At 70.0% G+C, this 13,104-nt stretch carries 7 protein-coding genes; 5 read left to right on the forward strand and 2 right to left on the reverse strand.

The genetic code is table 11. The features are described 5' to 3' along the window. Nucleotides 1–129: 129 nt before the first annotated feature. Entirely contained in the window at nt 130–2,715 is a 2,586-nt protein-coding gene (glgP, locus tag M8C13_RS29470; protein WP_252483996.1) for an alpha-glucan family phosphorylase, read from the reverse strand. Nucleotides 2,716–2,990: 275 nt separating this feature from the next. Here glgP and M8C13_RS29475 point away from each other — a divergent pair, with 275 nt between their 5' ends. The 4 genes from M8C13_RS29475 to glgB all read left to right on the forward strand — a co-directional run bounded on the left by M8C13_RS29475 (nt 2,991) and on the right by glgB (nt 10,390). Then, nucleotides 2,991–4,961 carry an alpha-1,4-glucan--maltose-1-phosphate maltosyltransferase gene (locus M8C13_RS29475; RefSeq protein WP_252483997.1) on the forward strand — a complete coding sequence of 657 codons (1,971 nt, stop codon included), beginning with the start codon at nt 2,991–2,993 and terminating at the stop codon, nt 4,959–4,961. Between the two features lie 79 nt (nt 4,962–5,040). Beyond that, on the forward strand, nt 5,041–6,837 hold the full coding sequence (treS, locus tag M8C13_RS29480) for a maltose alpha-D-glucosyltransferase (RefSeq protein ID WP_252483998.1): 1,797 nt from the start codon (nt 5,041–5,043) through the stop codon (nt 6,835–6,837). Further along, nucleotides 6,834–8,210 carry an aminoglycoside phosphotransferase gene (locus tag M8C13_RS29485; protein WP_305884021.1) on the forward strand — a complete coding sequence of 459 codons (1,377 nt, stop codon included), beginning with the start codon at nt 6,834–6,836 and terminating at the stop codon, nt 8,208–8,210. The genes treS and M8C13_RS29485 overlap by 4 nt, the downstream gene beginning before the upstream one ends. Next, complete coding sequence (gene glgB, locus M8C13_RS29490; RefSeq protein WP_252483999.1) at nt 8,207–10,390, forward strand: 1,4-alpha-glucan branching protein GlgB; 2,184 nt, start codon at nt 8,207–8,209, stop codon at nt 10,388–10,390. The genes M8C13_RS29485 and glgB overlap by 4 nt, the downstream gene beginning before the upstream one ends. Before the next feature lie 598 nt (nt 10,391–10,988). On the opposite strand, the gene M8C13_RS29495 is transcribed toward glgB, so the two are convergent. Beyond that, entirely contained in the window at nt 10,989–11,582 is a 594-nt protein-coding gene (locus M8C13_RS29495; RefSeq protein WP_252484000.1) for a transglutaminase family protein, read from the reverse strand. A gap of 289 nt (nt 11,583–11,871) precedes the next feature. Between M8C13_RS29495 and M8C13_RS29500 the strand changes: the two genes are divergently transcribed. Continuing rightward, the gene (locus M8C13_RS29500; protein ID WP_252484141.1) at nt 11,872–13,074 is read left to right on the forward strand and encodes an ISL3 family transposase; all 1,203 of its coding nucleotides are present in this window, start codon (nt 11,872–11,874) and stop codon (nt 13,072–13,074) included. The last annotated feature ends 30 nt before the right edge of the window (nt 13,075–13,104 follow it).

Raw genomic sequence — 13,104 nt, forward strand, 5'->3', positions numbered from 1 at the left:
GTCGGGGTCACGAACGCACGACGCGAAAAAATCAACCCCACCGCTGGGTTCAGAGCCCGGCGTGTCGCTGGCGCGCCACGCCTCTTTCGCGAGCCGTTCCTGGGCTCTTGCGCCTCGACCCGTGAGCTCTCAGCCTGCCAGGACCACCCGGCCCAGCTCGGCCGCCGAGGCCAGCAGCGGGTGCCGCGGCAGCACGCGCACCGTGTACCCCGCCGAGCCCGCGTACGGCAGCTCCACCTCGGCGAAGTAGCGCCCGTCGCCGTCGTAGCGCATCGGCACGGTCACCACGTCGCGCAGCTCGTCCGCGTCGTCCACCCGGCCGACCACGGCCTGCACCTCGACCTCGGCCGGTTCCAGCCCGGCCAGCTCGACCCTGGCGGTCACCGGCACGGTCGCGCCGAGCACCGGGGTGGCCGAGCTGCCGTTGCTGGCGAACTCGGTGTCGAGCACCTTCACCCTGCTCCACGCGGCCTGCATCCGGTGCCGGTAGTCGGTCAGCTCCCTGGCCCCGGCGAAACCGTTGTCCCGCACCGCGTGCGCCGAACGGCCGGCCGGCGCGTAGTAGTTCTCCACGTACTCCTTGACCATCCGGGAGGCCTGCACGTTCGGGCCGAGCGAGGCCAGCGTGTGCCGCACCATGGCCATCCACTGCGCGGGCACGCCGTCCTCGCCGCGGTCGTAGAACAGCGGGGACACCTGGTTGCCGAGCAGCTCGTAGAGCGCGGTGGCCTCCAGGTCGTCGCGGCGGTTGGGGTCGCTGACGCCGTCCGCGGTGGGGATGGCCCAGCCGTTGCTGCCGTCGTGGAACTCGTCCCACCAGCCGTCCCTGATGGACAGGTTGAGGCCGCCGTTGAGCGCGGACTTCATGCCGGAGGTGCCGCAGGCCTCCAGCGGGCGCAGCGGGTTGTTCAGCCACACGTCGCAGCCCCAGTACAGGTACCGGGCCATGGACATGTCGTAGTCGGGCAGGAACACGATCCGGTGCCGCACGCCCGCGTCGTCGGCGAAGCGCACGATCTGCTGGATCAGCGCCTTGCCGCCGTCGTCGGCCGGGTGCGACTTGCCCGCGACCACCAGCTGCACCGGGCGTTCCGGGTGCAGCAGCAGCTCGCGCAGCCGGTCGGCGTCGCGCAGCATCAGGGTGAGCCGCTTGTAGGTGGGCACCCGGCGGGCGAAACCGACGGTGAGCACCTCGGGGTCGAACACCGAGTCGGTCCAGCCCAGCTCCAGCGCCGAGGCCCCGCGCTGCAGCCAGGAGGCCTTGACCCGGCGGCGGATCTCCTCCACCAGGCGGGAGCGCAGCGTGCAGCGCAGCTCCCACAGCAGCGCGTCGGTGACCGGCTCGAAGCCGCGCAGGCCGACGCCACTGTCCACTTCGGACTCACCGAGCAGCTTGCTGATCTCGGTGGCCGCCCAAGTCGGGCCGTGCACGCCGTTGGTCACCGAGCCGATCGGCACCTCGCTGACGTCGAAGCCCGGCCACAGGCCGCTGAACATCTCCCGGCTGACCTTGCCGTGCAACCGGGAGACGCCGTTGGCGCGCTGGCCCAGCCGCAGGCCCATGTGCGCCATGTTGAACATGCCGGGGTTCTGCTCGGCGCCCAGCGCGAGCACCCGCTCGGACGGGATGCCGGGCAGCAGCCCGCCCGACTCGTTGCCCGGCGCGCCGAAGTAGTGCTGCACCAGGTCCACCGGGAAGCGGTCGATACCGGCGGGCACCGGGGTGTGCGTGGTGAACACGGTGCCCGCGCGCACGGTGGACAGCGCCTGGTCGAAGTCCAGGTTCTCGCTGGTGACCAGTTCGCGGATGCGTTCGAGGCCGAGGAAGCCGGCGTGGCCCTCGTTGGTGTGGAAGACCTCGGGCTGCGGGTGGCCGGTCAGCTCGCAGAAGACCCGCACCGCGCGCACCCCGCCGATCCCGGCCAGGATCTCCTGCCGGATGCGGTGGTTCTGGTCGCCGCCGTAGAGCCGGTCGGTGACCCCGCGCAGGTCGTCGTCGTTGTCCTCGACGTCGGAGTCCAGCAGCAGCAGCGGCACCCGGCCGACCTGCGCCTTCCAGATCCGGGCGCGCAGCACCCGGCCGGCCGGCATGGCCACGTGCACCAGGATCGGCGCGCCGGAGGGCTCGGTGAGCGGCTCCAGCGGCAGGCCGCGCGGGTCCAGCACCGGGTAGTGCTCGACCTGCCAGCCGTCCAGGGACAGCGACTGGCGGAAGTAGCCGGAGCGGTAGAGCAGCCCGACGCCGATCAGCGGCACGCCCAGGTCGGAGGCGGCCTTGAGGTGGTCGCCCGCCAGCACGCCGAGGCCGCCGGAGTAGTTGGGCAGCGCCTCGGTGACGCCGAACTCCATCGAGAAGTAGGCGATGGAGCTGGGCAGGCCCTGCTCGCCGAGGCCCTGGGCGCCCTCGATCTCCTCCTGCCGCCGCTGGTACCAGCGCGGCTGGCCGAGGTAGCGCTGCAGGTCGTCGTCGATGGCCCGGAGCCGGGTGAGGAAGCTCTCGTCGGTGGCCAGCCGCTGGAGCCGTTCCACCGGCACCTGGGCGAGCAGCCGGATGGGGTCGCCGCCGGTCTCCTGCCAGATGGTCTCGTCGACCGCGGCGAACAGGTCCTGGGTCGGTGGATGCCAGGCCCAGCGGAGGTTGGTCGCCAGTCGCCCCAGTGCGGCGATCGGCTCGGGCAGACTGGCGCGGACGGTGAAGCGACGCAGAGCTCTCACGGACGCGGACCATATCCCGCACCCCCGCACCGATGGCAACATTCCCAGCGCAGCCTGCAAACAATTGCACCATCCACAGGCTGAAATCTGTCCACAAGGCCCTGGTTTGCCGACTGGACCGCTCGGGGGAACCCACTCATGATGAGTGTGCGCCACCGCACAACGGGCTACCCAATACGTGTGAATCAAGCCGCCGAACCCGGTGACGGTGCGCTTGATCGAGTCAGGCAGACTTGCAACTACCCAATTCCCCAGCGTGACGAAGGGCGGCGCCGGTGACTGGTCGGCTCGGTATCGACGAGGTCTCCCCCCTCATCGACTGCGGACGATTCCCCGCCAAAACCGTTGCCGGCGAACATGTTCCGGTGCAGGCCACGGTCTGGCGGGAGGGCCACGACGCGATCGCCGCGACCGTGGTGTGGAAGGGCCCCGGCGACCGGGTGGCCCGGCAGACCCGGATGGTGCCCGAGGGCGTCGGCCTGGACCGCTGGGCGGCGGTGATCACCCCCGACCGTCCCGGCATGTGGACCTTCCGGATCGACGCCTGGAGCGACCCCTGGGCCACCTGGCGGCACGCGGTGGAGGTCAAGGTCGGCGCTGGTCAGGCCGCGGCTGAGCTGGAGAACGACCTGGAGATCGGCGCCCGGCTGCTCGAACGGGTGGCCAAACGACCCGATCGGCGTAACGAACGGGCCCAGCTGATGTCGGCCGCGCTCGGCCTGCGGGACTCCGCCCGGCAGCTGCCGGAGCGGATCGCGGCCGCGCTGTCGGAGCCGGTCAGCCGGATCATGCACGAGTACCCGGTGCGCGAGCTGCTGACCAAGGGCAAGTGGCAGCAGCTGTGGGTGGACCGCCAGCGCGCCAGGTACAGCTCCTGGTACGAGCTGTTCCCGCGCTCCACCGGCGGCTGGGACGAGTTCGGCAAGCCGGTGCACGGCACCTTCACCACCGCCACCGCGGCGCTGGACCGGGTCGCGGGCATGGGCTTCGACGTGGTCTACCTGCCGCCGATCCACCCGATCGGCCGGGTCAACCGCAAGGGGCCGAACAACAGCCTGGTCTCGGTGCCGGAGGACCCGGGCTCGCCGTGGGCGATCGGTGCGGAGGAGGGTGGCCACGACGCCATCCACCCGGACCTGGGCACCCTGGAGGACTTCAAGGGCTTCGTGCACCGGGCAGGCGAGCTGGGCATGGAGATCGCGCTGGACCTGGCGTTGCAGTGCGCGCCGGACCATCCGTGGGCCAAGGAGCACCCGGAGTGGTTCACCGTGCGCCCGGACGGCACCATCGCCTATGCGGAGAACCCGCCGAAGAAGTACCAGGACATCTACCCGGTCAACTTCGACAACGACCCGCAGGGCATCTACGCCGAGGTGCTGCGGGTGGTGCTGCACTGGGTCGAGCACGGGGTGCGGATCTTCCGGGTGGACAACCCGCACACCAAGCCGCCGGACTTCTGGCACTGGCTGATCTGGCAGGTCAAGCAGTCCCACCCGGACGTGCTGTTCCTGTCCGAGGCGTTCACCCGCCCGGCCCGGATGTACGGCCTGGCCCGCCGCGGTTTCACCCAGTACTACACCTACTTCACCTGGCGCACCGCCAAGCAGGAGCTGATCGACTTCGGGGTCAGCCTGGTCGAGCACGCCGATGAGGCCACGCCGAACCTGTTCGTCAACACCCCGGACATCCTGCACGAGTCGCTGCAGCACGGCGGCCCGGCGATGTTCGCCATCAGGGCCGCGCTGGCCGCCACGCTGTCGCCGAGCTGGGGCGTCTACTCCGGTTATGAGCTCTTCGAGGGCACCGCGGTGCGCGAGGGCAGCGAGGAGTACCTGGACTCGGAGAAGTACGAGCTGCGCCCGCGCGACTTCGCCGCCGCGCTGGCCGAGGGCCGCTCGCTGGAGCCGTGGCTGCGCCGCCTCAACGGCATCCGCCGCGCGCACCCGGCCCTGCACCAGCTGCGCACGCTGCACTTCCACCACGTGGACAACGACGCGCTGATCGCCTACTCCAAGCAGGACCCGGCCACCGGGGACACCGTGGTGGTCGTGGTCAACCTCGACCCGAACAACGGCCAGGAGGGCACGTTGTGGTTGGACCTGCCCGCTTTGGGTATGGACTGGGGAGAGCGTTTTGTCGCGCGCGATGAGGTCACCGGGGACATCTGGGACTGGGGCCAGGGGAACTTCATCCGCCTGGAGCCGCACCACGCGGTCGCCCATGTCGTGACGATCCAACGCTACTGAGCCGAAACCTGTTGATCACGTAGTTGACGAAGGCTGGTCGTCATTGCCCAAGCCCACCCAAACCCGCGTGGAGGCGTCCATGACCGCAGTGCCCGGCCTGGCGGGTGTCCCGCACACCGGTGAGACGCTGACCGCGGACGGCCATCTGGTCGAGCCCCAGGCGGAGGACTTCCGGCATGCCCGGCTGGCCCCGCGCGAGCCCGGCTGGTACCAGCGCGCGGTGTTCTACGAGGCGCTGGTCCGGGCCTTCTCCGACTCCAACGGGGACGGCTCGGGGGACCTGCGTGGGCTGGCTGGCCGGCTGGACTACCTGCGCTGGCTCGGGGTGGACTGCCTGTGGCTGCCGCCGTTCTACGCCTCGCCGCTGCGTGACGGCGGGTACGACATCAGCGACTACCGCGCGGTGCTGCCGGAGTTCGGCGACGTGGACGACTTCGTCTACCTGCTCGACGAGGCGCACCGGCGGGGCATCCGGGTGATCACCGACCTGGTGCTCAACCACACCTCGGACGCGCACCCGTGGTTCCAGCAGTCCCGCAGCGACCCGGACGGGCCCTACGGCGACTTCTACGTCTGGAGCGACGACGACTCCCGCTACGCCGACGCGCGGATCATCTTCGTCGACACCGAGACCTCGAACTGGACCTACGACCCGGTGCGCGGGCAGTTCTACTGGCACCGGTTCTTCTCCCACCAGCCGGACCTCAACTACGAGAACCCCGAGGTGCAGGAGGCCATGCTGGACGTGCTGCGGTTCTGGCTGGACCTCGGCATCGACGGTTTCCGGCTGGACGCGGTGCCCTACCTGTTCGAGGAGGAGGGCACCAACTGCGAGAACCTGCCCAAGACGCACGCGTTCCTGCAGCGCTGCCGCAAGGTGGTCGACGACGAGTACCCGGGCCGGGTGCTGCTGGCCGAGGCGAACCAGTGGCCTGCCGACGTGGTGCCCTACTTCGGCGACACCGAGCTGGGCGGCGACGAGTGCCACATGGCCTTCCACTTCCCGCTGATGCCACGGATCTTCATGGCGGTGCGCAGGGAAAGCCGTTTCCCCATCTCGGAGATCCTGGCCCAGACCCCCGCGATCCCCTCCGGCTGCCAGTGGGGCATCTTCCTGCGCAACCACGACGAGCTGACCCTGGAGATGGTCACCGACGAGGAACGCGACTACATGTACGCCGAGTACGCCAAGGATCCTCGGATGAAGGCGAACATCGGCATCCGGCGACGGCTGGCCCCGCTGCTGGAGAACGACCGCAACCAGCAGGAGCTGTTCACCGCGCTGCTGCTGTCCCTGCCGGGCTCGCCGGTGCTGTACTACGGCGACGAGATCGGCATGGGCGACAACATCTGGCTCGGCGACCGCGACGGCGTGCGCACGCCGATGCAGTGGACGCCCGACCGCAACGCCGGCTTCTCCAAGTGCGACCCGAACCGGGTCAACCTGCCGGTGATCAACGACCCGGTGTACGGCTACCAGGCGGTCAACGTCGAGGCGCAGCTGAACAACACCTCCTCGCTGCTGCACTGGACCCGGCGGATGATCGAGGTGCGCAAGGAGCACCCGGCCTTCGGCCTGGGCACCTTCACCGAGCTGGGCTCCTCCAACCCGAGTGTGCTGGCCTACCTGCGGCGCTGGACTCCGGAGGAGGAGGGTGAGCCGGAGGACGTGGTCATCTGCGTGAACAACCTCTCCCGGTTCCCGCAGCCGGTGGAGCTGGACCTGTCCGCGTACGCGGGCTGCACCCCGATCGAGCTGACCGGCGGTGTGCACTTCCCGGCGATCGGTGAGCTGCCGTACCTGCTCACCTTGCCGGGGCACGGTTTCTACTGGTTCCAGATCGCCGCCACGGCAGAAAGTGGTGACGCCCGTTGACCTCAGCCCGGCTCGACCTCACCGTCCTCCCGGAAGCCCTGACCGGCGCGCTGCCCGACTGGCTACCGGGGCAGCGGTGGTTCGCCGGCAAGGACCGGCCGGTGCTCGGGGTGCGCACGCAACGGCTCACCCCGCTGCTGGCCGACGACCCCACGCTGGTGCTGGCCATCGTGGAGGTCGACCAGGGCACCACAGCGGAGCGCTACCAGCTGCTGCTGGGCGCGCGGCCCGAACTGCCGGACTGGCTGCTGCCGCACCGGGTCTGCACCTGGGACGGCTGGGACTGCTACGACGCCAGCCAGGACCCGGAGCTGGCCGGTGAGCTGCTCACGCTGATCGCGGCCGGCCGCGAGGTCGAGGACCTGCGGTTCACCCCGGAGCCGGGGGTGGAACTGAGCACCGGCCTGCGCGGGCGGCCGGTGGGCGCGGAGCAGAGCAACACCTCGCTGGTCTACGGCAGCCAGTACATCCTCAAGCTGTTCCGCAAGCTGGTGCCCGGCGAGAACCGGGACCTGACCCTGCACCGGGCGCTGGCCTCGGTGGACTGCGAGCACATCGCGCCGCCGCTGGGCTCGATCAGCGCCCCCGACGGCACGCTCGGCCTGTTGCAGTCCTTTGTGGAGGGTGCGGCGGACGGCTGGGCGATGGCCACCGCGAGCGTGCGGGACCTGATGGCCGAGGCGGATTTACACGCCGACGAGGTCGGCGGCGACTTCGCAGGCGAGGCCCAGCGGCTGGGTCACGCGGTGGCCGAGGTGCACGCGGACCTGCGCCGCGCGGCGGAGAGCAGGCTCGCCACGGCCGAGGAGCTCACCGCGCTGGTCGCGGCGATGCACCGCAGACTGGACACCATGCTGGAGTCCGTGCCGGAGCTGGCCGAGCACGCCGAGGCGCTGCGCAAGGCCTTCGACGCGGCGCTGGACGCCGAGGAGCCGGTCGAGGTCCAGCACGTGCACGGTGACCTGCACCTGGGCCAGTGCCTGCGCACGGTCACCGGCTGGGTGCTGATCGACTTCGAGGGCGAGCCCGCCGCCCCCGCGGCCGAACGGGCCAAGCTGCGCTCGCCGCTGCGCGATGTCGCGGGCATGCTGCGGTCCTTCGACTACGCCGCGCACCAGCGGCTGGTCGGGCACCCCGACGACCACCAGCTGACCGTGCGCGCACTGGAGTGGGCGCAGCGCAACCGGACCGCGTTCTGCGCGGGCTACGCCGAGGTCGCGGGCGATCCGAGGGAGCACGCCGAGCTGTTGCGCGCGCTCGAGCTGGACAAGGCCGTCTACGAGGTGGCCTACGAGCACGCCAACCGGCCGGAGTGGCTGCCCATCCCGCTGTCCTCCATCGCCAGGATCACCTCCGGAGAGGAACCGTCGTGACCAGCCTGGACGCCTGTGCCCCGCCCCCGGACGAGGTGCGGCGGCTGCTGACCGGCTCGCACCACGACCCGCACTCGGTGCTGGGCGCGCACCCGCACGAGGACGGGACGGTGGTGCGCGCGCTGAAACCGCAAGCCAGCGCCGTCGCGGTGCTCCAGGACGGCGGCCGGTACCCGCTGACGCCGGTCGGTGACAACGGCCTGTTCTCCGGCCAGGTGCCGCACCCGCCCGGCGACTACCGCCTCGAAGTCACCTACGGCGACCACAGCGAGACCGTGGACGACCCGTACCGCTGGCTGCCCACCCTCGGCGAGCTCGACCTGCACCTGATCGGCGAGGGCAGGCACGAACGGCTGTGGGACGCCCTGGGCGCGCACTACCGCCGGTACGAGACCCCCAACGGCCTGGTCACCGGCACCTCGTTCGCCGTGTGGGCGCCCAATGCCCGCGGCGTCCGGGTGTGCGGCGACTTCGACGGCTGGAGCGGCCTGGCCACCCCGATGCGCTCGCTGGGTTCCAGCGGCGTGTGGGAGGTCTTCGTGCCCGGCGTGCAGCCCGGCACCAAGTACAAGTTCAAGCTGCTGGGCCGCGACGGCTCCTGGCACGAGAAGGCCGACCCGCTGGCCTTCGCCGCCGAGGTCCCGCCCGCCACGGCGTCGGTGGTCACGGTCGACCGGCACGAGTGGGTGGACGCGGAGTGGCTGGTCAAGCGGGAGGCCACCGACTGGAGCCGCAGCGCGATCAGCGTGTACGAGGTGCACCTGGGTTCCTGGAAGCCGGGCCTGGACTACCGTGAGCTGGCCAAGGAGCTGGGCGACTACCTGGAGCAGACCGGCTTCACCCACGTCGAGCTGATGCCGGTGGCCGAGCACCCCTTCGGCGGCTCCTGGGGCTACCAGGTCACCAGCTACTACGCGCCGACCTCCCGCTTCGGCTCCCCGGACGACTTCCGCTACTTCGTCGACCACCTGCACTCCCGCGGCATCGGCGTCATCGTCGACTGGGTCCCGGCCCACTTCCCGAAGGACGCCTGGGCCCTGGCCCGCTTCGACGGCGAGCCGCTGTACGAGCACGCCGACCCGCGCCGCGGCGAACACCCCGACTGGGGCACGCTGGTCTTCGACTTCGGCCGCACCGAGGTCCGCAACTTCCTGGTGGCCAACGCGCTGTACTGGATCGAGGAGTTCCACATCGACGGCCTGCGCGTGGACGCGGTCGCCTCGATGCTGTACCTGGACTACTCCCGCGAAGAGGGCCAGTGGCTGCCCAACGCCCACGGCGGCCGGGAGAACCTGGACGCGGTGCAGTTCCTCCAGGAGCTCAACGCCACCGTCTACAAGCGACACCCCGGCGTTCTCATGATCGCCGAGGAGTCCACCTCCTGGCCCGGCGTCACCCGCCCGACCCATCTCGGCGGCCTGGGCTTCGGCTTCAAGTGGAACATGGGCTGGATGCACGACACCCTGCGCTACCTCCAGCACGACCCGGTGCACAGGTCTTATCACCACAACGAGGTCACCTTCGCCCTGGTCTACGCCTGGAGCGAGAACTTCGTCCTGCCGCTGTCCCACGACGAGGTCGTGCACGGCAAGGGCTCCCTGTGGACCCGCATGCCCGGCGACAACTGGAACAAGGCAGCCGGCCTGCGCACCCTGCTCGCCTTCATGTGGGCCCACCCCGGCAAGCAGCTGCTGTTCATGGGCGGCGAGTTCGGCCAGATCGCGGAGTGGTCGGAGTCGCGTTCCCTGGACTGGCACCTCCTGGAAGACCCCCTGCACGCGGGCCTGCAACGCCTGGTCGCGGACCTCAACCACACCTACCGCGCCCACCCGCCCCTGCACACCCAGGACACCAGCCCCGAAGGCTTCGCCTGGATCGACGCCAACGACTCGGCCGGCAACGTCCTGAGCTTCCTCCGCTACGACACCCACACCGGCAACCCCGTCGCCTGCATCACCAACTTCGCAGGCAACCCCCACCACGACTACCGAATCGGCCTCCCCCTGGCCGGCCACTGGCGAGAAATCCTCAACACAGACGCCGAAACCTACGGCGGCTCCGGCGTAGGAAACCTGGGCGGCGTCCAAGCCACCCTCCACCCCCACCACGGCCGCCCAGCCTCCGCCAAACTCCAACTCCCCCCCAACGGCGTCATCTGGCTCGCCTACGAAGGCGCCTGACCCGAGTTGACCGGGGGGGCGCCACGCCCGAACCAGCCACCCCACCCACTCCACCCGCCGCGAGCCGAGGCCACCCGCCTGGGCTCGCGCGCTCCGGGCTCTGCTCCCAGCCCTGCCCCATCCGAGCTCCGCTCCGTGCCGCCCAGCCACCCGCGCCAAGCCCGCCTTGCGCTCGCTCGCACCCGGCCCGCACCGCGTCGCCTAGCGTCGTTCGGGAAGATGCCCACGCCGCCCGCGCAACGTCGCTCGCACTGGCCCACGCCACACCACGCGACATCGCTCCGCGCTCGCCCCCGCGTCACACCGCGCAACGTCACTCGTGCGCCGACCCACCACACCGCGCAACATCGCCTGTGTGCCCGCCCCGCGCCACGCCGCCCGCCCCCTGGCCAGTCGCCCGCCTCGTCAGCCCCGCCTGCCAGTCGCTCCACTAGCCAACCCCGCCAGGCCAGCCATCCGCCTGCTCCACCCTCGCCCGGCCTTCAGCTGATCCAGCCTCGCCCTGCCCACCTGGTTCAGCGCTGCCCTGGCCCGCCGTAGCCCAAAGTCACACTCCCCATGCCTCTCCACGCCCCAACGCGCCCTGCCCCTGCTCTCGTCACAGTTCCCCGGGCAGCCCACCCGCGCACAGCTCCACACAATCCGAACTGTTCTTCAACGCCCCCACCACCAAGGGATGCCCCGTCACGTACACGGCCGGATAGTCGACCTCCCCCGCCGCCTCATCCACGACGTACGCAACCCGCTCTTCCCCCAACGAGTACTCGGTCCACACCCCCGGTTTGTTCCCCCGAGGATCCACCCGAGCCCAACGCCCCTCCCCCGCCACCCAGACCCCCACCAACCCGTGCAACACAAACCCCCCGGCCCCATCAGCCAACCGCTGATAGCAAAGCCCAGCCGGAATCCCGTTCCCCCGCAACAAGGCCACCAGCAGATGCGACTTGGCGTAACAAAGCCCAGTCCCCGCCTCCACCACATCCGAAGCCCGCCAGTTGACCCGCCGGTCCCCGGCATCCATCGAATGCGTCACCGCATCCCGGACCCACTCAAACGCCGCCCGCGCATACCCATCCCCGTACGACTCACGCAACCGCTCCACCACCGAGCCCACCACCGGCCTACGAAAGTCGATCACCTCGTCGTCGCCCAGATACGCCGCCAGCCCCGCCTCAGCCACAAACTTGGCCACCGCCACCCTCCCTAGTCGCAAGCGGCCGTCCAGTAGCCGCGCGGGCATCACACCAGCCGCAATCGATCAGCAGCCACCGAAATACCCACACCCCAGCCGCCCGGCCCATGGTTTGTTCGTCTGATGCGGGATCTGGCCCACTTTTGGTGATGGATCTGGCCTCGGCGTGGGCGAAGGTCGGCCTCTGTGATCATGTTGAGCGTGTGTTGATCAAGGGTTAGCGGTGCTGTTGCCGCATCTGACTGGAGTGCTGGTCGATCGGGTCGAGGTCGTCGGCGGGGCGGTGTGGATGTGGGCGTCGCCGCGAGCGGAGGCAGTGCCCTGCCCGAGGTGCGGTGATCCGGCGACTGGCGTGCACAGCCGATACGAGCGCCGCTTGGCCGACTCGCCAGTCGCTGGCCGGAAGTTGGTGCTCCGGCTGCGGGTGCGCCGGTGGTTCTGCGACGGCACTGCCTGTCTGGTCAAGACGTTTGCCGAACAGGTCGACGGGTTGACGGTGCGAGACGGGCGGCGGAGGCCACTGCTGCGGGCGATGCTGGAGCGCATCGCGGTGGCGCTGGCCGGACGGGCCGGGTCACGGCTTGCCACCTCCTTGTCCGCTCCGGCGAGCAGGTCGACTCTGCTTCGGCTGGTCATGTCGTTACCGGGTCCATCCGCCGTGACACCGAAGGTGTTGGGAGTAGACGACTTCGCGTTGCGAGGCGGTCAGCACTACGGCACTGTTCTGATCGACTGTGAAACCGGCGAGCCGCTGGAGTTGCTGCCCGGCCGCGACTCCCAGACGTTGGCGGACTGGTTGACAGCACATCCAGGGGTCGAGGTCGTGTGCCGGGACCGCTCCGGGGCATATGCGGACGGTGTCCGACTCGGAGCACCTGCTGCCACCCAGGTCGCTGACAGGTTCCAACTCTGGCAGAACATCGCCAAGGCCGTCGAACGCTGCGTCACACGCCACCGCGGCTGCTTACGCGCCACAGAGCCAGGGGCTCCAGACTCGGACACGGCACACCTGCACTCCCAGCAGGAGGAGCCAGCAGGGAGATTCGCTCAACGTGCCCGTCTGCACCACGCGAAGGTGCACGAACTGCTCGCTCAAGGCCACAGCATCCGCGGCATCGCCCGAGGCCTGGGCTGGGGACAGAAAGCCGTTCAGCGCTACGCCCGCGCCGCCACCTGGCAGGACATAGTGGACGGCAAGTGGAAAGGCCCACGCTCCAGCAAGCTCGACCCCTTCAAGCCGTATCTGCAGGGCGAACTCTTGCCAGAGTGGATCGCCGCCGTCCGAGCCGACGATTTGCCGGGCCTGACGTCGTTCGCCAACGGCTTGCAGTCCGATCTCGACGCCGTCACCGCCGGCCTGACCACGCCCTGGAACTCAGGCCCGGTCGAAGGTCGCGTCAACCACATCAAGATGATCAAACGACAGATGTTCGGCCGGGCCGGTCTTGCGCTGCTGCGCAAACGAGTTCTCCTCACCGCGGTCCGCCACTGACCCTGGTCGCCTCCCAGCACGCGCATTCAC

The sequence above is a fragment of the Crossiella sp. SN42 genome (genome assembly GCF_023897065.1).
Taxonomy (GTDB): Bacteria; Actinomycetota; Actinomycetes; order Mycobacteriales; family Pseudonocardiaceae; genus Crossiella.

Coding starts and splice junctions, on each gene's coding strand:
- treS (WP_252483998.1), top strand. CDS start 5,041: ATGACCGCAGTGCCCGGCCTGGCGGGTGTCCCGCACACCGGTGAGACG.
- M8C13_RS29500 (WP_252484141.1), top strand. CDS start 11,872: ATGTGGGCGTCGCCGCGAGCGGAGGCAGTGCCCTGCCCGAGGTGCGGT.